Origin of the sequence: Micromonospora sonneratiae (assembly GCF_042679305.1) — a bacterium.
Lineage (GTDB): Bacteria > Actinomycetota > Actinomycetes > Mycobacteriales > Micromonosporaceae > Micromonospora_H > Micromonospora_H sonneratiae.
In genome coordinates this window covers 18,924-39,924 of the sequence record NZ_JBHTMP010000019.1, presented here as the reverse complement: position 1 = coordinate 39,924, position 21,001 = coordinate 18,924, and the positions used below count along the sequence as shown (strand labels likewise).

The window sequence follows — 21,001 nt, the reverse complement described above, 5'->3', positions numbered from 1 at the left end:
CCCTACTTCGCCAGCAACGGCTGGATCTTGGTGCAGACGCCTTCCAGTACCGCCTTGACGTCGGCGTCCGGCTTCCACATCGGGTCGAGTGCGGCCCGGACCTGCTGGCTGAGCTCGGCCTGACCGGCGTGGTTGGGCTTGACGACACCGTTGGTGATGCCGTCGATGACGACCTTCTGTAGCTGCTCGGGCTTGAGCTTCGGGTTCGTCTTGGCCAGCGTCTCGGCGGTCAGCTGCGACTGACGCGGCGGCGGGAAGAACTGGGCCAGCTTCTCCGAGTTGGTGGCGTTGGTGAAGTACGCCAGGAAGTCCGCCGCCGCCTGGGCGTTCTTGCTCTTCTTCATGACTCCGATGCCGGCCTGGCCGACCACCGAGTAGTTGCCCTTCGGGCCGGCCGGCAACGGGACCAGGTCCCAGGCGAAGCCGTCGTCCTTGAGCAGGGAGGCGCGCGAGATCTGGGTGACGGTCATGGCCGCCTCACCGGCGAAGAAGTCGGCGGTGGTGCCCGGTCCCGGCAGTGCCTTGTCGACGAAGATCGCCTTGTGCAGGGTGGTCATCGCGTCGACCATCTCCGGGGAGGTGAAGCCGCAGCTCTTGCCGTCCGCGCTCCACGCCTGGGCGCCCCAGCCGGTGAAGTAGGTGGAGAGGTTGTCCCAGCCCTTGTAGTCGAAGTCCCGGATCACCAGGCCGGCCTTGCCGGTCGACGCGTTGGTGGCCGAGGCGGCGGCCAGGGCGTTGGTCCAGTTCCACTGGCCGGCGGCGATCAGTTCGGCCGGGGTCTTCTGACCGGCCTTCTTGAGCATGTCGTTGTTGACGAACACACCGAACGGCGAGGTGGAGAACGGGTAGGCGTACAGCTTCCCGCCGTCCTGCCACAGCTTGAGGGTGGCCGGCGACAGGTCGTCGTACCCGTAGCCCTCGGTCTTCTTCAGGGTCTCGTCCAGCGGCATCAGCGCGCCGGAGGAGACGAAGTCGGGCGCCGAGTTCTCGAAGATCCAGGCCAGGTCCGGGGCGTTGCCGCCGGCGATCTGGGTGGTCAGCGTGGTGGTGTAGTTGTCGAACGGCAGCGGGTCGAACTTGATCTCCGCGATGTTCGAGTGGGTCTTCTTGTACTCGTCGGCGATCTCGTTGAACAGCTTGAGGTGCGCCTCGTTGGCGGTCCAGAGCGTCATCCGCAGAGTGACCGGGCCGCTGTCGGCGGCATCGTCCCCGCCGCCACAGGCGGCGAGGCCGACCAGGCCGGCCAGCGCGGCAGCGGTGACGCGCAGACCCTTTCCTATCTTCACGGTTATCTCCTTATTCGGGGGTGTTTCAGCATGTAGCCGTATTCGGGGGTATTTGAACGGTAGCTGCGTTTTCCGTGGGTCAGTAACCCGCGATCTCGGGCCAGCGCAGTTCCACGCCGGCTGCGGTGGCGCGCGCCTGGAAGTCGGCCAGCAGGGCGGGGTCGTTGCGGACCGCCCGCGGCGACTCGCCCCGCTCCAGGCAGAAGTCGGCCAGCAGGCCGGCGACCTCGCCGACGTTCCACTCCACCGGGTGCAGCCGGTAGCTGCCGTTGGTGATGTGGGTGGTGCCGATGTTCTTCCCGGCCGGCAGGAGGTTCTCCACCCGGTTCGGGATGAGCGCGCCGAGCGGGATCTCGAACGGGCAGGAGCCGACGTCGATGTAGTTGTCGCCGCCGGTGGAGGGGTGCAGGTCGATGCGGTACATGCCGACACCGATCGAGTCGTGGTACTTCACCGCGCCCCGGTCGCCGCGTACGGCCAGCGACAGGTCCTGCTCCACGACGGTGTACTCGGCGCGGATCCGCCGCGACTCCCGGATGTAGGGCGCCTGGGCCAGCCCGTCGGCACTGCCGGTGACGTCGCCGCGCAGCCGCAGTCCGGGGAAGCCGGTGCCACCGTCGGGGCGGGGTGCCTCGGTCTGCATCCAGTAGAGGACCGAGTACGACAGTTCCCGTGCCTGGGCGAGGTGCCAGGACGCGTTCGGCACGTCGATGACCGGACCCTCGAAGTAGTCGATCATCGGCCAGTTGACCAGGGTGATGTCACTGGCGTACGCGCCGTCGACGAAGTTGCGCCGGGCCGCGATCCGCCGGAACGTCCACAGGTTGCCGTCGCCCGGGTTGAGCCGCTGGTCGGCGTTGACGCTCAGCGGGTCGTCGTCGGGGTTCGGGGTGAAGCTCCGCTCGACGATCTCCAGGGTGCGCGGGTGCGGGGACCGCCAGGACAGCAGTCGGTCGCCCCAGAAGTCCGGCTTGTAGTCGCGCCAGAAGTCGTAGTTGGCCGGCCGGTCGATGGTGTGGTCGCCGTCGACGTGGTCGAGGGCGAAGCAGACCGAGACCGCCTGCATGTTCAGCGGCTGCGCCTGCGCCGGCGCGCTGGGCTCGCCGGTCTCGGACTGGGCCTCGAAGCCGGTCACGTACTCGGTGCCGGTGAGCGGCAGCAGGTCACCGGTCTCGGTGGCGTCCAGGATGTAGGGGGCGGTGATGTCGATCCGCTCGTCCCGGTCGCGGTGCGCGACGGTGACCCCGACGACCCGGTCGCCGTCGGTCTCGGCCGCCACCGGACGATACGGCTGGAGCACGGTCAACCGCCCCGACCCCCGGTACGGGGCCAGCATCTCCTCCAGCACCGCGACCGCCACCCGGGGCTCGTGGCAGAGCCGGCTGACCCAACCGGCACCGGGGTTGAGGTCGGTCCACCCCCGCGACCGGGCGGTCAGCGGGTAGTGCCGCCGGTAGTAGTTGCGGATCCCGTTACGCAACTCCCGGTAGCTGGCGGTTGCCCCGAACTGCTCGATCCAGGAGTGCTCGTCCGGCGGGACGGCCTGGCTGGTGAGCTGCCCACCGAGCCAGTCGAACTCCTCGGTGAGTACGACGGACCGGCCGGCCCGCGCCGCCGCGAGGGCGGCAGCGACGCCGCCGAGCCCACCGCCGACGACCAGGACGTCCGCACGCATCTGTGCCACTTGCTTCCTTCCAATAGCCCGGTCACCGCTCAGCTGCGGTGGACCGTCCGATCAGGTGCGCCGAGGGTGCTGCCCTCGACCAGTTCGCACGGCAGGAGACGCTGTCGTACGGTTTCTCCGCCGTCTTCGGCGCTGGTTTCTTCGCCGCTTTCTTCGCCGTAGGTGCCGGTCCCCGCGCCGGCCGCCCCGCCCGCGCCATCCGACTCGGCGCTGCCGTTGACCATCGAGACCAGCACCTCGACCGCCTGCCGGCCCATCTCCTCGCGGGGGATGAGGAAGCCGGTGAAGGCGACGTCGCTGGGCACCGGGACCGTGGGGTCGCCGAGCGCCAGGATCGACAGGTCACCCGGTACGGCCAGGCCGCGACGACGGGCGGCCCGGTCCAACTCGACCACGACGGCGAAGTCCTCGACGAAGGCGACGGTGGCGCCATCGGCCAGCACCCGGTCGAGCAGTTCGTCGGCGGACCGACCGTCGGTGACGAGCTCGGCACCGCTCTCGGCTGCGCCGATCTCCTCGGTGAACCCGAGGCGGCGGTCGGCGGCGGACTCCGCGGTCATCTCCATCCGCAGGTACGCCATCCGGCGGTGGCCGTACCGCTGGGCGCGCTGGACCAGTTGCCGGACCGCGTCGGCGTAGTCCGCACCGACGTACGGCACCGGGCCGCCCGCGTCGTCGCGTCGACCGACCGCCACGAACGGGTACCCGTCGGTGTTGAGCCGGGTCAGTTCGTCCACGTCGAGTTCCTGACCGAGCAGGATGCAGCCGTCGGCCAGGCGCAGCCGGTTGTCCTGGTGGAAGATGCGCCGCCGCCCGTCGACCACCGGGGCGCTGGTGAACAGCAGCAGGTCGCAGCCGACCCGCTCGGCGTACTCCTCGATGCCGAACAGGAACGGGTGGAAGAAGTCCCGACTGGCGCTGGGGAAGGCGGGCTCGTACGTGAAGACGCCGATGATCCGGTTGAACCGGGAGACGAGCCGGCGAGCGACCGGGTCGGCCACGTAACCGGTTTCCTGGATGGTGCGCAGTACCCGCTCCCGGGTCTCGGGAGCGATCCGGACCTCGCTGTCGGCCCGGTTGTTGAGCACCAGGGACACCGTCGCCTGACTGACGCCGGCCAGCCGGGCAATATCACGCTGAGTAACGCGCCTGGGGGCAGGGGTCACGGGTGGGGTCCTTCGGCTCGACGGGGGGTGCGTCAGGGGGCGACAGGGGGTCGGTGGCGCTAATACGTATAACCAGTTCGGTGTTCCTGGGATACTGCTGCCCCGGCCCGGCCGCTGTCAAGAGCTGGACGACAAACTTTGCTCCGGGTAAGTTCCCTGACTAATGCGCATTAGCAAAGCGCCGACCGGCGCGCCGCCGACGCCCGGGGGAGAATGCTTGGCGTGACGCAACGACTGATCGTGATTGGTGGAGACGCCGGCGGGATGGCCGCCGCCTCACAGGCCCGACGCAGCCGCGGAGCGGACGATCTGGAAATCGTCGCGTTCGAGCGCGGTCACTTTACGTCATACTCGGCCTGTGGCATCCCGTACTGGGTTGGTGGTCTGGTGGCTGACCGGGATGCCCTGATTGCCCGGGATCCAGCCACGTTCCGCAGCAAGCACCAGATCGACGTACGCCTGGGCCACGAGGTCACCTCCATCGACCTGGACCGACGCGAGATCGTCGCCCGCGACCTGGTCGGTGGCGGCGAGGTCCGCGAACCGTTCGACCTGCTGATGTACGCCACCGGTGCCTCGCCGACCAGCCCCGGATGGGCCCGGCCGGACGCGGGCGGGGTCTTCGGCGTACAGACCCTCGACGAGGGCTCGGCACTGCTGGCCTGGCTCGACGGCAGCCCCCGACCCGAGCGGGCGGTGGTCGTCGGGGGCGGCTACATCGGGGTCGAGATGGCCGAGGCGATGATCCACCGGGGCCTCTCGGTCACCCTGCTCGACCGGTCCGAGCAGCCGATGTCGGCGATGGACCCGGACATGGCGGTGCTGGTCCGCGAGGCGATGACCCAGGTCGGCATCGACGTCCGTACCGGATGCGAGGTCACCGGGCTGACCACCGCGAACGGGCGGGTCACCGGGGTGCAGACCGTCGACGGCCTGATCCCGGCCGACGTGGTGGTCCTCGGCCTCGGCGTACGCCCGAACACCGCCCTGGCCGCCGCCGCGGGCCTGCCGCTCGGGCCGACCGGCGGGGTACGGGTCGACCGACGACAGCGGGTGATCGGGGTGGACGGCGTCTGGGCAGCCGGTGACTGCGTCGAGACCTTCCACCGGGTGACCGGCCAACCGGCGTACCTTCCGCTCGGCACACACGCCAACAAGCAGGGTCGGGTCGCCGGCATCGACATCGGCGGCGGGTACGCCACCTTCCCCGGGGTGGTCGGCACCGCCGTGACCCGGGTGTGCCAACTCGAGGTGGCGCGTACCGGGTTGGGCGAACGTGACGCCACCGCCGCCGGGTACCACTTCGTCTCGGTACGGATCGAGTCGACCAGCCGCGCCGGCTACTTCCCCGGAGCCGCGCCGATGACGATCAAACTGCTCGCCGAGCGGCGCAGTGGTCGGCTGCTCGGCGCACAGATCGTCGGCCGTTCCGAGGCGGCCAAACGGATCGACCCGTTGGCCGTGGCACTGTGGAACCGGATGACGGTGGACGAGATGACCGGTCTCGATCTCGGCTACGCACCGCCGTACTCCCCGGTCTGGGATCCGGTGCTGATCGCCGCCCGCAAGGCGTCCGACGCGGTGATGGCCGCCACCTGAGTGCAGGGCAGGGCAACCGTCGGGTTGTGTGCGGGTGTCGGGTTGCGTGCGCGTTTCACGTCGCGTGAGCGACAGGGAGTGCACACGAAGCTCAGGCTGGCGGCGGCGTCACCGGATAGCGAATGATCGTCTTCAGCTTCTCCGGGGCGGTACGGCTGGGATTCGACAGGTAGATCTCGTGGTGCCGACCGCAGACCTGCCGGCCCTGTTCCGCCACGTAGGCCAGCAGCCGCTCGATCGTGGGCCGCTCGGCGGCGTACGGTCCGATGTGCAGGATCTGGGCCGACGGCCCCTCGGCGTACTCGCGCAGCTCAAGCCGATCCACCGCGGCCGACGGCTTCTTCTTCGCCGTCGTGGCGATGCCCTGCGCGACCAGGTCCGCCGTGACCTGCGGCGGTTGCATGATCATCATGGTCCACCGCCAGTCGGCCCGATCCCGCTCGGTGATGTCCCACCCGCCGTCCACCCACCACAGCCCCTGTAACGGCATCACCGGATACTCCACGACGCCCGCATTCTTCAGGGCGAACCGCGCGAAGTACGAGACGCCGTACAGCGCCTCGACCGCCGCCCGCCAGACCGGTCCGTCGGGATCACCAGCGCCGTCGACCGCCAGGAACCGCAACGGAGGTACGTCCACCAGGGCCGGCTCGGTCCTCGCCCCGTACAGGTCCTTGTGCACCTTCTTGAAGTCCGTGCTCAGCATTCGTCCTCCTCCTCGATGGGGATGACGATCCGGGTCGCCAACTGGGTCGGATCGCTCGTCGTCGGATCGGTCAGGTACGCCTCGCGTACCGGACCGTTGGGGTGCAGCCCGCGCTCGTGGATCCAGGCGAACATCGCCTGGTAGGTCAGGGCCAGATGCTCGTACGGGCCGACGTGGGTGGCGACGACCGCCGGTCCCCCCGGTAGGTACTCCACCGTCGTCCCGCCCACCGGGTCGGCGGCGCTCTCCACGCCGACGGCGATGTGCATCTGTCGGTCGACGTCGACCGGAAACAGTCCCCACATCGGTGGGGTCCACGACAGGCCGGGCAGCACACCCGACAACTGCGTCATGCATCCGGCGATCGCCACACCGATACCGTCCGGGGCGCATACCGCCTGGGCGACCAGCAGCCGCCGGGGCGGTTCCCGGGTCAGACCGACCTCCTGCTGGAGTAACCCGTCCCGAAGCAGTCGTTCCAGTGCCGCGAGGGTGTTGCGCTGCCGGGCCAGCCGGGCCTCCAGCCGGTCCCGTTCGGCGCGCAGGGCGGCGGTCTGGGCGCTCGCGTCGCCGCGCAGGGTCTGCGCGATCGCCGACAGCGGCACGTCGAGCGTACGGAGCAGGGCGATCGCCAGCGCGTCTCGTACCTGGTCCCGACCGTAGTAGCGGTAGCCGGTGACCGGGTCGACGTGTGCCGGCGGTAGCAGCCCCACGTCGTCGTAGTGCCGCAACTGCTTGACACTCAGCCGACAAAGCCGGGCAAACTGGCCGATGGCCAGGAACTCCTCGGGCATGCTCCCATCGTCGGCCCTCCCATCGTGGGAGAGTCCAACGCCCCCGGCGAGAGGTGTTAGGAAGGGCCCCTTTCAAGGCAGAAAGCGATAAGAAGGGGCCCTTCCTTACACCCCAAGCAGGGTGATCAGGCCGTCGGCCAGGCCGCCTCGCCAGCAGACCGGGTCGTGGCCGCCGTCGTACTCGTGGTAGTCGACGGGGGCATCGGCAGCATGCAGGACGTCGCGAAGTCGCCGGGTCCGGTCGAGCAGATCCCATTCTCGGGTGCCGACTTCGATGTACCAGCGGATGTGGCGGGCTGCTGCCGTCCCGGCGGCCCGGGTGGCGAACCAGTCGTCGCGGGGATACCAGAACGAACCGGACTGGGACAGTACGGCCCCGAACCGGTGCGGTGCGCGAAGCGCGGCGTAGGCGGCGGTGAGCCCACCCAGGCTCTGCCCGGCGATGACGCTACGCGCCGGGTCGGCGGTGATCGGCAGCCGCCGACCGGCCCAGGGCAGCAGCTCGTCGACGAGGAAGTCCACGAAGGACGGGTTGCAGGCAAGATCCCGGGTACGGGTCGGCAGGTCGACCGGATCGACCATGAGCACCGCCGTCGGCGGAATGCGGCCCGCCGCAACGAGATTGTCCAGAGTGGAGCCTAGGGCACCCTGGTCGCCCCAGAGGTCGCCGTCGAGCAGGACCACCACCGCCAGGTCGTCGCGCTGGCCCAGGTCAGCCGGCCGGTCGCCGTACCGGCCCAGGTCAGCGTCCCCGCCGCCGGGCGGTGCCCAGAGCCGGACGGTACGCGTACCGCCGAGCGCGGCGCTGTCGAACCGGTGCACCGTGACGCTGCCGCTCGGCGTACCCGGTCGCGGGGCCAGCCACGGCTGCGGGGGCGCGTCCGGCAAGCTCACCGTCGACAGCACCGGCCCGTCGGGTCCGTCCGCCAGCGGAAACCGGTTGAGCGGGTCGGTCACCGTCGCCGACCGTAGCCGTTGCCAGAGGGTACGGTCGGGCGCGCCGGTCGGGTCGAACTCCGACACCGGTACGTCCAGCGGGCCGATCGTGTAGCTCCCCCGCCAGGTGCCCGGCATCCGGTAGCTGAGGTGCCACACGTCCGTCCCGGGCAGCCGGTGCATCGTGCTCTGTCGCAGGTCGTGGAAGTCGGTCAGCTTGTTCAGGTGCAGTACGACCGCCCGCGCCGATTCGTCCCGCCACAGGAACGTGACCACGTGGTCGGTGCCGTCGGGCTCCACCACCGGCGTACCTTCCGCGGCGACCTGCGCCCAGAACGCTGCCACGGCCTCCGCCGCCGCGGACTCGTCCGCTTGGGCGACGGCGGCGGCCAACGCGGTGATACGCGGGCTGACACAGACCGGCAACGGGTACGGCCGGGGCCGGTGCGGCGGCAAGACCGGGCTGCTCGGCACGTGGAACGCATCCTTAGAAAACGTCTGCTTCACCTTTATGTCAGTAGCGGCCAATTCGCGCCTCAACCTCGATAGCGAAAAGTGTCCGACCCGATCCAGAAAGAGCGCATCTCGCCGGACGCAGACCTGACCAGAATAGGAGCATTTCAACCCTCGATCGTGTCTGGTTCACCTACACCCTGAAATCAGCGGACATGGCGTCCGTCGAGCCAGCGGCGGGCCGCCGTACTCCTACACCATAACGGCACGACGAGCCTATCCATCCGATCTGTCCGACGCCCGGTGGACACTGATCACACCCCGCCTGACCGCCTGGCGACAGGCCCGCACCGACGCGGGCGTCGGCGGTCGCGCCTGCACCCACGACCTGCGCGAGATCTTCAACGCCATCCTGTACGTCAACCGCACTGGCATCGCCTGGCGCTACCCACCGCACGACTTCCCGCCGTACCGCACCGTCTACGGCTACTTCGCCGCATGGAGCAAGGAGGGCATCTTCACCGAGCTGAACTACAACCTCACCGGCCTTGTACACGACCACCACGCCGCACGATCCACCCCACCGCGTCCATCATGGACAGCCAGAGCGTGAAGACCTCCACCAACGTCCCACTGTCCACGCAGGGCATCGACGCCGGGAGGAAGATCGTAGGCCGTAAACGCGGGATCATCACCGACACCCTCGGCCTCGTCCTCGCCGTGATCGTCACCGCCGCCAGCGCCAGCGACAACACCATCGGCATCGACCTGCTCGACCAGGCCAAGGCCACCTACCCCACCCTGGCCAAGACCTGGGTCGACGCCGGATTCAAGAGCAAGGTCGTCGAACACGATGCCGCACTCGGCATCGACGTCGAGACCGTCACAAAGGATCCACAGGCCAAAGGCTTCTCGGTGGTCAAACGGCGGTGGGTCGTCGAACGCAGCATCGGCTGGCTCATGCAGCACCGGCGCCTGGTCCGCGACTACGAAGCCCGACCCGACAACTCCGCCAGCATGATCACCATCGCCATGATCGACAACCTCGCCAAACGCCTCACCGCCGAAAACACCCAAACCTGGCGAAACGACTAAACCGCCACAACGCACAAACTACGTGAATCAGACGTCCTCTGCCAGGGTGGTTCGGGAGCCGATGTCCGTTATGGCTCTGGCGTTGGGTCAGGGTTGCTGGTGGCGGGCTGGATGAGGGCGAACAGGCCACGAGCTAACGCCGAGCCGGTCGGCCAGATACCGGACCCGCCCCAACATCACGACATCGAGCGATGACGAACTGCAAGGTCGTAACGATCTCGTGGTGGCAGATCTGACGGTCGCGTGTGACACGTCGGTGGTGCGGAGCCAACGGGAGGAGCGGGTCCCGTTGGCGTAACGACCTGCGGCGAGGTGGTGCTGGCTATGGTCGATTTCTTGCTGTGGTGCCGGTGGGGGGTCGTTGTGGGGCGCGTTGGTAGCGGTCGGCGAGTTTGTGTAGGTGTTCGGCGAGTTCTGGGGCGTCGTCGGCGTTGAAGTGGAAGTCGGCGTCGAGCATGCCGAGGTAGGTGGCGAGCATGTGGGGGGTGTCGGAGCCGGCTGTGACGGTGCAGGTGTGTTCGTCGATCGGTTCGACGTGTACGGCCGGGGGTAGTCGGGCGGTAATCGTTTCGGCCGGCGCGTGCACGGTCACGCGGGCGTGGTACCGCCAGGTGGCGGTGCTGAGGCCGCGGGCGACGTAGCCGGTGAGGTTCCCGTCGGGTGGTTCCCGTGGGGTGAATCGGGGGCCGATGGGTGTGCGGGGGGTGAGACGGTCGAGGCGGAAGGTGCGCCAGTCGGCTCGGTCGATGTCCCAGGCGACGAGGTACCAGCGGCGGCCGGTGTGGACCAGCCGGTGGGGTTCGGTGACTCGGATGCTGGTCGCGCCGTCGTGGGTCTGGTAGTCGAAACGGAGCCGTTGGTGGTCGCGGCAGGCGGCGGCGATGGCGGTGAGGGTGTCGACGGCGACGGTGGGGCCGGAGCCGGGCATCGGCACGGTGACGGCGGCCAGGGTGTTGACCCGGTGGCGCAGCCGCGCGGGGAGTACCTGTTCGAGTTTGGCGAGGGCGCGAAGAGACGTTTCCTCGATCCCGGTGATGGTGCCGCCGGCCGCGGTGCGCAGGCCGGCCGCGACGGCGACGGCTTCGTCGTCGTCGAGCAGCAGCGGCGGGAGGTTGGCGCCGGCGCCGAGCCGGTATCCGCCGGCTACGCCGGGGGTCGCGGCGACGGGGTAGCCGAGGCTGCGGAGTCGTTCGACGTCGTTGCGGATGGTGCGGGTGGTCACCGCGAGCCGCTCGGCCAGTTGGGGACCGGTCCAGTCGCGCGGGGTCTGCAGCAGGGACAGCAGGCGCAGTAGCCGCGCCGAGGTGTCGATCACGTTTTTAAGTGTGCCACCAACGCGGAACGATCCTTTCCGCAATTGCTTCTACTGTTTCCGGCATGACCGACGACGACACGATCCGCCCCTTCCGTATCGACATCCCGCAGGCGGCGGTGGACGACCTGCGCTACCGGCTGGACAACGCCCGCTGGCCCGACGAGGTGCCCGGGACCGGGTGGAGCCGCGGGGTGCCGGTGGACTACCTCAAGGACCTGGCCGGGTACTGGGCGGGTGGCTACGACTGGCGGGCGCAGGAGGCCCGCCTCAACGAGATCCCGCAGTACACCACCGAGATCGACGGGCAGGCCATCCACTTCCTGCACGCGCGCTCGCCTGAGCCGGACGCCCTGCCGCTGCTGATCACCCACGGCTGGCCCAGCTCGGTCGTGGAGTTCCAGCAGGTGATCGGCCCGCTGACCGACCCCCGCCGCCACGGCGGCGACCCGGCGGACGCGTTCCACCTGGTCGTGCCGTCCCTGCCGGGGTTCGGGTTCTCCACCCCGCTGCGCGAAGCCGGCTGGGGCGACCTGTTCCGGGTAGCGTCGGCGTTCGCCGAGTTGATGAGCAGGCTCGGCTACGACCGGTACGCCGCACACGGCGGCGACGTTGGCGCCGGCGTGACCGGGATGCTGCCGATGGTCGCTGCGGGCAAGGTCGTCGGCACACACATCAACGGGCCGGGGTCGTTCCCCTTCGGCCCGCCGGTCGACCTGACCGGACTGGCCGGCGTTGACCGCCGCCGAGCCGAGCGGTTCAACGAGTTCCAACGCGACGGCATGGGCTACCTGCACGTGCAGGCCACCCGGCCGCAGACCCTCGGGTACTCACTCACCGACTCCCCGATCGGCCAGCTCGCCTGGATCGTCGAGAAGTACCAGGCGTGGACCGATCCGGCCGCGAAACTGCCCGAGGACGCCGTCGACCGCGACCAGCTGCTGACGAACGTCAGCGTGTACTGGTACACCCGAAGCGGCGCCTCCTCGGCCAACTTCACCTACGAGGGCATGCAGGCATTCCGCGCCTATGTCGAGCAGGCCGGCGCGGCCGGATCGGGCCCCGTCGCGCCCGGCGGCCCGCCGATGGGGGTGGCGGTGTTCGCCGCGGACAACAGCATCCGCAGCCTGCTCGACCCCACCGGCGCGATCCAGCACTGGTCGGAGTTCGACCGCGGCGGCCACTTCCCCGCCATGGAAACCCCCGACCTGCTCGTCAGCGACCTGCGTACCTTCCTGCGCCCGCTGCGCTGACCCGCCCGAAACCCGGCGGCCGACCCGGACGGGTCGGCCGCCGGGTCCCCGCCCCGACACGCCTCACAGACGGGACGACCGACCCGATGTCCAACCCGCCCACCACCGCCGTGCTGAGCTCGCGCACGCTCAACCGGGCCGCAATGCACCGCCAACTGCTGCTCCAGCGCGGGCACCTGCCGCCCGGCGACGCCGTCGCCCACCTGGTCGGCATGCAGGCCCAGGCACCCAACAGCCCGTACATCGGCCTGTGGAGCCGGTTGGAGAACTTCCACCACCGGGAGCTGACCGACCTCCTGTACAACCGTCACCTCGTGCGGGGATCGGTGCTTCGCGGCACCCAGCACCTGGTCACCGCCCGGGACTACCGGTGGCTCCGTCCGCTGATGCAGCCCGCGCTGGACCGCGGCCGACAGGCCGCCTTCGGCCGGGACACCGCCGGCATGGACCTGGCCGAACTGGGCGCCGTTGGCCGAGCGCTGCTCCACGGGCAGACCCTCACCCGCCCGCAACTACGCGACCGGCTCGCCGAACGATGGCCCGACCGCAACCCCGAAGCGCTCGCCTGGTCCGTCCAGGCCCTCGTACCCGTGGTGCACCCGCCACCCAGCGGCACCTGGGGCAGGGGCGGCGCCACCCCGTTCACCCTCGCCGAGGACTGGCTCGGCGAACCGCTGGCGACCCGACCCCGTCCGGAAGATCTGATCCGCCGCTACCTCGCCGCGTACGGCCCGGCCACCGTGGCCGACATCCAGACCTGGTCCGGGCTGACCCGGCTACGCGAGATCGCCGACCGGATCAGCCACCAACTTCGCACCTTCCGCGACGACGCCGGCAACGAAGTACTCGACCTACCCGACGCACCGCTCCCGGATCCAGACATCCCCGCTCCGCCACGGTTCCTGCCCGCGTTCGACAACCTGATCGTCGCCTACGCCAACCGCACCCGCCTCATGACCGACGCCACCCGCAAACGCGTCTGCATCGGAGCCATGATCGCCCCCACCATCCTCATCGACGGTCATGTCGCCGGCACCTGGAAAATCGCACCCTCCCGCGGCCACGCGACCCTGCTCATCGAACCGTTCACCGCACTGCCCAAAGCCGACCACGAGGCCCTCACCGCCGAAGGCGCCAAACTCCTCGCCTTCACCGCCCCGACCGACACGCCTCAGGAGATCCGGATCCAGACGCCACACTGACCTCGTTCAACGGCTTTCCGCACCGCAGGCAGAGACCACTCGGGTCCGTCGAGTCCGGCGGGCTCTCCGACGACTTCAACGGCAGTCCGCCCGTGTTTCCTGATGCCCCCATCGGACAAGTTCCCCTTTCACAGCACCGGCAGATGCCTAGCTCTTCAACCACTGCAACACCCCTGTTGCACCGATCATGAGCCATGGGGCGGGCTTGAACTGGTCGTATTCAAGAGTGAGAGTCCGCTGGAGCTAGCGGAAGAACGCACCGGAAGGACACTCATGCGCAATCCCGTCAGCCGAATCGCCGCAGGTCTCGCCGCCGTCCTGATCACCACTCTGACCGCGACGCTACCGGCATTACCCGCAGCCGCTGGCGACCCGGTCAAGAGCCCCGACGAGGGCCTGGTCCTCTATTCGAGCTACCCGACCGAAGTAGTCGGCAGGCAGGGCAAACCTGACGACGTCTGCCGTCAGGTCCCAACCGACGCGACCTGGCTGCTCGCCTGGAGCGGCGGCTTCGGTAGCGTCTCCGGCTACCGGACCCCCGACTGCAGTGGTCAGCCGTCCGAGCTCAACAACTTCCACAGCTGGCCGAAGGGCCACTACCTCACCTACAAGGCCGGCTGACCGGTATTTCCGGTGGTCGTTCGCCAACGACCACCGACCCCGTCAGCAGGGCGCGAGTCAGGCGCTGCCCGGGGTGCGCCTGGGGCCACTATCGTTCTGGCGTGCACATCCGTTTCGACGTCCCAGCCGATCCCGCCTACCCGGGCCGCGTGGCCGCCGCGCTCAGCAGCGTCCGGCTACGCAAGTACCGCTATGTCGGCGCGGTGCTGGTGGCGGTCGGGGCGATCGGTTTCGCCGTCTCGCGGGGCTTCGCGTGGGGTGACCAAATCTCGCCGCTGTGCATGTCGATGGTCATGGGTGGCCTGCTGTCGATGCTGTACCCGACGTGGGTGCGGTGGCGCGCCCAGCGCCGCTCCAGTCGCTACGCCGTCGAGGGTGCCTACGACATCACCGATGACAACATCATGATGCGCAGCGGCTCGGAGTCCGGCGGCATCGCCTGGGACGGGGTCACCCAGGTGAGGAACACCCCGGACTTCTGGATCGTGTACGTCGGCCGGATGCCGGCAACCGTGATCCCACGCCACTTGATGTCCGCCGAGGACGCCGAAACGTTGCGAGCCCACATGGCCGACCGAGGGCTGCTCCTGCCTCGGTGAACCCGTGTGCGGCCCATCGCACGGTTCCGCTTCGGCGGTCGTCAACAGCGCGAGCACAGGGGGTCGCGCCGCAGCCTTCGGGGCCAACCGGCCCTCATGAGGAACCGGCGAGTCCGGCGGAGGACGGCTGGCAGGTAGGGCACCAGTACGAGTTCCGCCCGGCCAGTTCGCCCCGACGGATCTCGGTGCCGCAGACGTGGCAGGGCAGGCCGGCGCGCCGGTAGACGTACACCTCGCCACCGTGCGGATCGACGCGCGGTGGGCGACCCATCGCCTCCGGCAGGTGCTCCGGGCGGACCGTGTCGATCTTTCCGGCGGTCACCGCCGCGCCCATCAGCTCGACCAGATCCGCCCAGATCGTCGTCCACGCCGCCGGGGTGAGCTGCCGGCCGGGCAGGGTCGGTGGCAGCCCGGCCCGGTACAGCACCTCGGTCACGAAGATCAGGCCGGTGCCGGCCACGATCGACTGGTCCATCAGCAGCGCGGCCAGGGCCACGTTGCTGCGCCGGATCCGGGCGTACGCGGCGGTCGGGTCGGCGTCGGCCCGTAGCGGGTCGACGCCGAGCCGGTTGCGTAGTGCGTCGACCTCGACCGGGGAGAGCAGTTCGCAGACGGTGGGACCGCGCAGCTCCAGCCAGTGCCGGTCACTGGCCAACCGGAGACGTACCTGGCCGACCGGCTCCGGCGGCGCACCGTCGCCGTCGGCGAACTTGCCGTACAGCCCGAGGTGGATGTGCAGGCTCAGCCCGTTGTCGTAGTGGTGCAGCAGATGCTTGCCGCACGCCTCGGTGTCGCCCAGCACCGAGCCGGAGAGCAGCGCCGCGCCCTCGGCGAACCGGCCCTGCGGACTGGCGGCCAGCACCTTGTCGCCGGCGAACAGCGTACGGTGGCGCTCCGCCAGGCGATAGATCGTGTGTCCCTCGGGCATGACCGACAAGCATAGTCCGCACCGGTCAGCCCGCTGAATCCATGATCTCCCGGTAACCGACCCGGGCAGCGCAGCTGCCTATTTTCTGCGCTTCTTCTTGGGTGCCGATTTTCCACCACCCGGCCGGCCGCCGAGCGCTATTCGAATCTGGTCGAGCAGTTCGACCGTGGGCGGAATCTGGGGATGATCTGCGCCGAGCACCCGCCGTTGTCGGGGCAGCGTATCCTCGACGATTCGGCGCGCATCGAACGCCCTGTTCATCGCGAGCAGGGCGCGGGCGAAGCCGACCCGGGCCAGGAGCATGTCGGGATGTTCGACACCGAGCACCTCGCGACAGAGGGGAAGAAAGTCGTTGTAGATGGCGTGGGACCGCTCGTACTGGTCGAGCAATCCGAGCAGCATGGCAAAGCCGACCGTCACCCTCAACGTGTCCGGGTGACGCTCGCCGAGCACCCGGCGACTACGAGCGACGAGGTCCTCGCCCATCGCGAGTGCCCGCTCGGTCTCCCCGACCAGTTGCAGGATCGTTGCCAGCGTGCCGGCGGCACCCAGGGTCGCGGGATGGTCCTCACCGAACACCCGACGATAGCGGGCGAACGAATCCTCGCTCAGTTCGCGGGCCTGCTCGTAATCTTCTGTCGCGAACAGGTTCGACGCGAGACCACCAGCCACCCGCAATGTGTCCGCATGATCTGCACCGAGTATCCGCCGACAACGGGGAAGGACCTCTGAACCGATTTCCCGGGCCCGCTGATAGTCGCCCACCGAGAAAAGGCTCAGGACCAGATCGCCAGCCGACCGGAACGTGTCCGGATGATCCGCACCGAACACCCGTTGACGCCGCTCGTAGGTATCGTTGATTATTCGGTTCGCCTCGTGGAGATGTCCCTGATAGTAAATTGCGTGACCGTACTCGGCTGCGGCTTTGAGCGTGTGTCGGTCGTCTGATCCGATGTCGTCGCGCCATTTGTGGTAGAGGTGCTCGACGAGCCGTAGCGCCGGACCGTTCTCCCCGCGTCGGAGCAGATAGAGTACGAATCGACAGGCGATGTCGCGGATCTTTTCGTTACCGGTGGTCGCTGGCTCGGCCGCGGTGATGTGCGGGGCCAGCAGCGACCAGAGCGCCCAGGTCGCGGGGGCGTCCGCATCCTCCGGCGCGATCGCGGTGAGGAGGTCGTCGGCCTGTTGTCGCAGTGCGGCCCGCTCCTGCGGGTCGAGCCGGCTCCGGACGATCGCACTGACGAGTCGGTGTACCTGCATCCCGCCAGCACTGATGCTGAGCAGTCCATGCGCTCCGATCACCCTAACCAGGGTGGTCGAGAACGTGTACTGCTGGGCAGCGGCGGCGGCCAGTGGCTGTGGTAGCGCCGCCGCCCCCACGGTGAACCAGGCCAGTGGGATCGGCTCCGGGGCCAGCATCGAGCACAACTGGAGGAGTTGTGCCGCCGCCGGGTTCTCCTCCGTCAGTCGGTCGAGGGAGACCCCGATGGTGGCCGCCAGCGACGCCGGGTAGCTGGTGGGGGTGCCGTTGTCGAGGATGTCCCAGGTGTTGTCGACGAGAAGGTCGATGTATTCGGCGGCCGAGATGCCGTGTTCGGCCATCACGCTGGCGGCCTGCGCGACCGCCAACGGCAGGTCGCCCAGTTCCTGTGCCAACCGGACGGCGTCCGCACCGGGCAGCCCCGGCATCCGCCGTTGCAGCAGTTCCACCGACTCGGCACGGTCGAACAGGTTCACCTCGACCAGTTCGGCGATCTCGTCCCAGCCCGGACTCCGCGAGGTGATGATGATGTGTCCGCCCCGGGGCGGCAGCCAGGGGCTGAGGGCACGGGGATCCTCGGCGTTATCGAAGATCAATAGCCAGCGTGGCTGGGTCCGGATCGCGGCGTGCAGGGCCGCGACCGCCGCCTGGGTGCTGACATCCGCGCCGACGAGCCCCTGGGTGATGGCCAGTTGGGCGAGGTGGCCACCGATCAGGTCGTGTTGCTCGGCGGGTACCAGCCAGGTCAGGTCGTAGTCGTCGGCATGGCGGTGGCCGTACTCGATGGCCAGCTGGGTCTTTCCCACCCCACCCATCCGGTTGCCGGACCGCACCACGACCCGGCCCCGGCTCTGGAGTAGTTGGCGGGCGGCGGCCAGGGCGGCGGCCCGGCCGACGAAACCCGCGTTGCGGGCCGCGAGGTTCGACACGGTCCCTTGATCGGTACGAGCCACAGCAGCCTGGCTTTCGTCAGGTGCCGGGGCCGGCTGTGGAACGTCGGGCGCTCTGCCGTCGTTGTGGACGATGATCTGCACGCCACTGCCCTGTACCGCCTGCCGTGCATTGCCGTCTCCGACGACACCTTGGCCTATCTGCGTCACGGCATCCCTCGTTCCACGGTCGTCGGGGAACCGCCCACGAACTTGTGGGACAGGCGTCAGCTGCCGCTGTTCGTGGCGGGCGGCTGGGAGCCGAACGTCACGGTCTGCGTTCCGTGACCCTGTACCGCCTGCTGTGCCTGGCCGAACGCGACAGCATGTTGGTTGACGTGCCCGGCCGATGCACCGGGTGTGTCAGCCAGCTGCGCCAGCAACGCCCGCAGTTGGTCGGCCACCTGTGGCTGCTCGGCCAACAGGTCCTCAAGGCGGGCCTGCCAGGCCGCCTGCTGGGCCAATCGGACCTGTTCGACACGGGGTCCGGCCGTCTCCAGCTCCGCCCGGGTCCGTTCCAACTGCTGGTCGACGACTGTCTCACGTGACTGTTCACCCCGGCCCATCAGGCGGGTGATCCCGCCCTTCAGCCCGGTCCAGGCATCGGTCACCGCTGCCTGCACCAGGGCCGTGGACCCGGCAGCCGCCAATGCGATCAACGCCTCAGTCAACACGGGCAACCCCCTGATCGATAACCTGCCGCCGCCGTCCGACCATTCTATTGCTACCAATGTCCGTCCACTGTCCACGCGGAACACTCGGTGGTGGATCGTTGACTGGCTGATGGATCTTTCCTGGGGCCGGGGGACGGTGGTGTGGAGACTGTCGAGCTGCCCCGTTCATGCGCCCGCTTTTCCTACGACGGCCACGCCGCCCCTTGCCGTGCCGCGCTTACCCGGCTCACACCGCACTTCCGGCTCACATCGCACTTCCGGCTCAGTGACGTAACGCGGCAGGCGAGGAGTTAGGTGATCATCGAACAGTGGCTAGCAGGATCAAGCGGATTCCGACCATTTGCCGTTCCCCGCAGGCTGCCCCGTTCCTGCACCCAGCTCGACAGCCTGACAGTCCATCCGCCAGGCATGGCACCGATCAGCGGGTCGGCCGTGATTTCCGCAGTGCGTCAGTGGTTCATCAGATCAGGCGGCCCGTCTTCACACCGGTCAGGAACGAGGTCCAGGCGCTCGGGTCCACGGCCAGCACCGGGCCGGTGACGTCCTTGCTGTCCCGGATGCCGACCACGCCGTCGAGGTTGCCCGCCACCTCGACACAGTTTCCACCGCTGCCACCACTGCGGGTGGCCTTGCGCCACTTCGCGCCGACCATGTCACGCATAGCGCTCTCCCAAGATTTCGCGGATCATCGACGCCGATTGTCCCTCGTCCGGCGCGAGAGCGTCCAGGGACGACCAGACCTGCTCGTAGGCCGTCACCTCGGCCGGCCTGTCGAGATAGAGCGCACCGGTGATCCCTTCGATGTAGACGGTGGTCGGCTCGGTGGCGTATCGGCCGAAGGTGGTCGGGAAGTCCAGGATGACGAACGCACCGGTCTCGCTGGCCAGCGACGGGCCCACCGCCAGCGGCAGCACCCGGATGGAGATGTTGTCGCGGGTGCCCACCTCCAGCAGGTGCCGCAACTGGTCCCCCATGCCGGCCCGATCGAGCGGTGACCGAAGCAGCACCGCCTCGCTCAGCATCACCTTGAGCACGGGTGCCGGCGGCAGTCGGCGGGTCAACACGTTCTGCCGCTGCAACCGGACCGCGACGAGTTTCTCCCGCTCCGCCACCGGCATCGTCGGCGACTTGCGGCGGAACATCTCGGTGGCGTACTCCCGGGTCTGCAACAGCCCCGGAATCAGCTCGCCGTCATACTGCCGGAGTTGCCGGGCCCGCTCCTCCAAGCCGACGTAAAGCGAGAACCACGTCGGTACGGCATCGCCGTAGGAATGCCACCAGCCCTTGGCCCGGGTCTCCTTGGCCAGCCCGATCACGATCTCGGTCAACTCGGCGGGCACACCGTAACGGGCGCACATCGCCCGCCCGTCGATGATCCGTACCGGCACGAGTCCCTTCTCGATCCGCCAGACCTTCTGCCGAGAGCAGTCCAACGCCTCCGCCGCCGCGTCGAGGGTGACCCCCGCTTCCTCCCGGAACTGTGTAAGCAGCCGCCCGAGCTGCCTCCTCGGCACGGTAGAGCCCGATGTTTCATCCACGATGCAACATCTCCAATTCCCTCGTGCAACAAATGAATGCCATTTCCCCCGCCGCCCCCCTCCGCATTCTTGATTCACCGAAGGCACTTCGAGGCTATGGGGAAGGGATTCGTTGCGCAAGGGAGCGGAGCGCGGGATGCTGAGTGGACAGTCCACGCAATTAATGCGGCGACCCGGCAACCGGGCGACGGAATTCAGAAGATCATTCAATGCCGCCATGCACCGATTACGGGAGGACGGATGAAACAGCACGTCTCCTACGAGGAATACATTTCGGCGGCAGCGATGACCTTCGCGCGGCGGCACCGCCCGCTGCCACTGGAACGTCGGTGCACCTGCGGTGCGGACCTGCCGTGTCAGGCGCGACACCGGATACCGATCAGCCGCCAGCACTGGCCGACCCAGGAGGAGCAGAATTGACCATGCACAACCCGACACGGCCCTACTGGACCTGCGCCGCGTGCGCAGACCCGTGGCCGTGCCACACCCGCCGCCGCGAACTACGGGCCGAGTACGACGGAGCGCTGATCAGCCTGTCGGTCTGCCTGGCCGGCTTCTTCGTGGAAGCCTCCATCGACCTGGACTACGTTCCGGCCGGCTGGCTGCACAACCGGTTCCTCGGCTGGATCCGCCACCCCGACGAGCCGCTGCCGCACAGTGCGCCCGACGTGCTGGTCAGCACGTACGACCTGGTCACCGAGCACACCATCGACGACCAGGGGCGCTGCCCGACCTGCGGTGACCCGGACACCTGCTGGGTACGCCTCGACCCGCACGGACCGGCGATGGCCCTCCCGGTGCCGTACTCGACCGGCGTAACCGGACACATCAGACAGTAGACCTGGACAGGTGTGCGCACGCAGGCATCGGGGTACGTCAACTCCTGCTCCCGCGTCCGACGCGGAAGAGACAACCCGCGTGGGTGCTGGACGCAATCGCAGCCACGCAGTCAAGAGGAGGTGTGT

General features: G+C 68.7%; 19 protein-coding genes and 1 pseudogene. 8 read left to right on the top strand and 12 right to left on the bottom strand.

Annotated elements, in window-relative coordinates:
• Positions 1-2: 2 nt before the first annotated feature.
• The 3 genes from ACFQ4H_RS14500 to ACFQ4H_RS14490 form a co-directional block, all read right to left on the bottom strand.
• On the bottom strand, positions 3-1,286 hold the full coding sequence (locus ACFQ4H_RS14500) for an ABC transporter substrate-binding protein (protein ID WP_377571101.1): 1,284 nt from the start codon (positions 1,284-1,286) through the stop codon (positions 3-5).
• A 79-nt stretch (positions 1,287-1,365) separates the two neighbouring features.
• On the bottom strand, positions 1,366-2,961 hold the full coding sequence (locus ACFQ4H_RS14495; protein ID WP_377571250.1) for an FAD-dependent oxidoreductase: 1,596 nt from the start codon (positions 2,959-2,961) through the stop codon (positions 1,366-1,368).
• Between the two features lie 38 nt (positions 2,962-2,999).
• Positions 3,000-4,136: a LacI family DNA-binding transcriptional regulator gene (locus ACFQ4H_RS14490; RefSeq protein WP_377571099.1), complete on the bottom strand. Its 1,137-nt coding sequence runs from the start codon at positions 4,134-4,136 to the stop codon at positions 3,000-3,002.
• A gap of 222 nt (positions 4,137-4,358) precedes the next feature.
• Between ACFQ4H_RS14490 and ACFQ4H_RS14485 the strand changes: the two genes are divergently transcribed.
• Complete coding sequence (locus ACFQ4H_RS14485) at positions 4,359-5,735, top strand: FAD-dependent oxidoreductase (RefSeq protein WP_377571096.1); 1,377 nt, start codon at positions 4,359-4,361, stop codon at positions 5,733-5,735.
• 91 nt (positions 5,736-5,826) lie between these two features.
• Here ACFQ4H_RS14485 and ACFQ4H_RS14480 read toward each other — a convergent pair whose 3' ends face one another.
• The 3 genes from ACFQ4H_RS14480 to fes form a co-directional block, all read right to left on the bottom strand.
• Positions 5,827-6,441, bottom strand: a complete 615-nt coding sequence (locus tag ACFQ4H_RS14480; RefSeq protein WP_377571094.1) for a GyrI-like domain-containing protein — start codon at positions 6,439-6,441, stop codon at positions 5,827-5,829.
• Positions 6,435-7,235 (bottom strand): MerR family transcriptional regulator, encoded by an 801-nt coding sequence (locus tag ACFQ4H_RS14475; RefSeq protein ID WP_377571092.1) that lies wholly within the window; start codon positions 7,233-7,235, stop codon positions 6,435-6,437. The genes ACFQ4H_RS14480 and ACFQ4H_RS14475 overlap by 7 nt, the downstream gene beginning before the upstream one ends.
• Positions 7,236-7,340: 105 nt before the next feature.
• On the bottom strand, positions 7,341-8,645 hold the full coding sequence (gene fes / locus ACFQ4H_RS14470; protein WP_377571089.1) for an enterochelin esterase: 1,305 nt from the start codon (positions 8,643-8,645) through the stop codon (positions 7,341-7,343).
• Between the two features lie 238 nt (positions 8,646-8,883).
• Here fes and ACFQ4H_RS14465 point away from each other — a divergent pair.
• Positions 8,884-9,719 (top strand): annotated as a pseudogene (locus ACFQ4H_RS14465) (IS5 family transposase).
• 322 nt (positions 9,720-10,041) lie between these two features.
• Here ACFQ4H_RS14465 and ACFQ4H_RS14460 read toward each other — a convergent pair.
• Positions 10,042-11,034: a helix-turn-helix transcriptional regulator gene (locus ACFQ4H_RS14460; protein WP_377571086.1), complete on the bottom strand. Its 993-nt coding sequence runs from the start codon at positions 11,032-11,034 to the stop codon at positions 10,042-10,044.
• Positions 11,035-11,096: 62 nt separating this feature from the next.
• Between ACFQ4H_RS14460 and ACFQ4H_RS14455 the strand changes: the two genes are divergently transcribed.
• The 4 genes from ACFQ4H_RS14455 (at position 11,097) to ACFQ4H_RS14440 (ending at position 14,706) form a co-directional block, all read left to right on the top strand.
• Complete coding sequence (locus tag ACFQ4H_RS14455; RefSeq protein ID WP_377571083.1) at positions 11,097-12,284, top strand: epoxide hydrolase family protein; 1,188 nt, start codon at positions 11,097-11,099, stop codon at positions 12,282-12,284.
• Between the two features lie 86 nt (positions 12,285-12,370).
• Positions 12,371-13,486, top strand: coding sequence for a winged helix DNA-binding domain-containing protein (locus ACFQ4H_RS14450; RefSeq protein ID WP_377571080.1), 1,116 nt, complete (start codon positions 12,371-12,373; stop codon positions 13,484-13,486).
• 273 nt (positions 13,487-13,759) lie between these two features.
• A complete protein-coding gene (locus ACFQ4H_RS14445) occupies positions 13,760-14,107 on the top strand; it encodes a hypothetical protein (protein ID WP_377571077.1) in 348 nt (115 codons plus the stop codon).
• A gap of 101 nt (positions 14,108-14,208) precedes the next feature.
• Positions 14,209-14,706, top strand: a complete 498-nt coding sequence (locus ACFQ4H_RS14440) for a YcxB family protein (protein WP_377571074.1) — start codon at positions 14,209-14,211, stop codon at positions 14,704-14,706.
• Between the two features lie 94 nt (positions 14,707-14,800).
• Here the strand turns inward: ACFQ4H_RS14440 and ACFQ4H_RS14435 are convergent, their stop codons facing one another.
• The 5 genes from ACFQ4H_RS14435 to ACFQ4H_RS14415 form a co-directional block, all read right to left on the bottom strand.
• Complete coding sequence (locus tag ACFQ4H_RS14435; protein ID WP_377571071.1) at positions 14,801-15,634, bottom strand: Fpg/Nei family DNA glycosylase; 834 nt, start codon at positions 15,632-15,634, stop codon at positions 14,801-14,803.
• Positions 15,635-15,712: 78 nt separating this feature from the next.
• Positions 15,713-17,824, bottom strand: coding sequence for an FxSxx-COOH system tetratricopeptide repeat protein (fxsT, locus tag ACFQ4H_RS14430; RefSeq protein WP_377571069.1), 2,112 nt, complete (start codon positions 17,822-17,824; stop codon positions 15,713-15,715).
• 227 nt (positions 17,825-18,051) lie between these two features.
• Positions 18,052-18,495 carry a hypothetical protein gene (locus ACFQ4H_RS14425; RefSeq protein WP_377571066.1) on the bottom strand — a complete coding sequence of 148 codons (444 nt, stop codon included), beginning with the start codon at positions 18,493-18,495 and terminating at the stop codon, positions 18,052-18,054.
• A 463-nt stretch (positions 18,496-18,958) separates the two neighbouring features.
• Entirely contained in the window at positions 18,959-19,159 is a 201-nt protein-coding gene (locus ACFQ4H_RS14420) for a DUF397 domain-containing protein (RefSeq protein ID WP_377571064.1), read from the bottom strand.
• A complete protein-coding gene (locus ACFQ4H_RS14415; protein ID WP_377571062.1) occupies positions 19,152-20,036 on the bottom strand; it encodes a helix-turn-helix domain-containing protein in 885 nt (294 codons plus the stop codon). Before ACFQ4H_RS14415 ends, ACFQ4H_RS14420 begins: the two co-directional genes overlap by 8 nt.
• 240 nt (positions 20,037-20,276) lie before the next feature.
• Between ACFQ4H_RS14415 and ACFQ4H_RS14410 the strand changes: the two genes are divergently transcribed.
• Both ACFQ4H_RS14410 and ACFQ4H_RS14405 read left to right on the top strand, forming a co-directional pair.
• Entirely contained in the window at positions 20,277-20,456 is a 180-nt protein-coding gene (locus ACFQ4H_RS14410; protein ID WP_377571059.1) for a hypothetical protein, read from the top strand.
• A gap of 2 nt (positions 20,457-20,458) precedes the next feature.
• Entirely contained in the window at positions 20,459-20,875 is a 417-nt protein-coding gene (locus tag ACFQ4H_RS14405; RefSeq protein ID WP_377571057.1) for a hypothetical protein, read from the top strand.
• The last annotated feature ends 126 nt before the right edge of the window (positions 20,876-21,001 follow it).

Excerpts from the sequence above, each read along its gene's own strand:
- ACFQ4H_RS14495 (WP_377571250.1), bottom strand. The coding sequence starts at position 2,961 with ATGCGTGCGGACGTCCTGGTCGTCGGCGGTGGGCTCGGCGGCGTCGCT.
- ACFQ4H_RS14480 (WP_377571094.1), bottom strand. The coding sequence starts at position 6,441 with ATGCTGAGCACGGACTTCAAGAAGGTGCACAAGGACCTGTACGGGGCG.
- ACFQ4H_RS14475 (WP_377571092.1), bottom strand. The coding sequence starts at position 7,235 with ATGCCCGAGGAGTTCCTGGCCATCGGCCAGTTTGCCCGGCTTTGTCGG.
- ACFQ4H_RS14455 (WP_377571083.1), top strand. The coding sequence starts at position 11,097 with ATGACCGACGACGACACGATCCGCCCCTTCCGTATCGACATCCCGCAG.
- ACFQ4H_RS14450 (WP_377571080.1), top strand. The coding sequence starts at position 12,371 with ATGTCCAACCCGCCCACCACCGCCGTGCTGAGCTCGCGCACGCTCAAC.
- ACFQ4H_RS14445 (WP_377571077.1), top strand. The coding sequence starts at position 13,760 with ATGCGCAATCCCGTCAGCCGAATCGCCGCAGGTCTCGCCGCCGTCCTG.
- ACFQ4H_RS14435 (WP_377571071.1), bottom strand. The coding sequence starts at position 15,634 with ATGCCCGAGGGACACACGATCTATCGCCTGGCGGAGCGCCACCGTACG.
- ACFQ4H_RS14420 (WP_377571064.1), bottom strand. The coding sequence starts at position 19,159 with ATGCGTGACATGGTCGGCGCGAAGTGGCGCAAGGCCACCCGCAGTGGT.
- ACFQ4H_RS14410 (WP_377571059.1), top strand. The coding sequence starts at position 20,277 with ATGAAACAGCACGTCTCCTACGAGGAATACATTTCGGCGGCAGCGATG.
- ACFQ4H_RS14405 (WP_377571057.1), top strand. The coding sequence starts at position 20,459 with ATGCACAACCCGACACGGCCCTACTGGACCTGCGCCGCGTGCGCAGAC.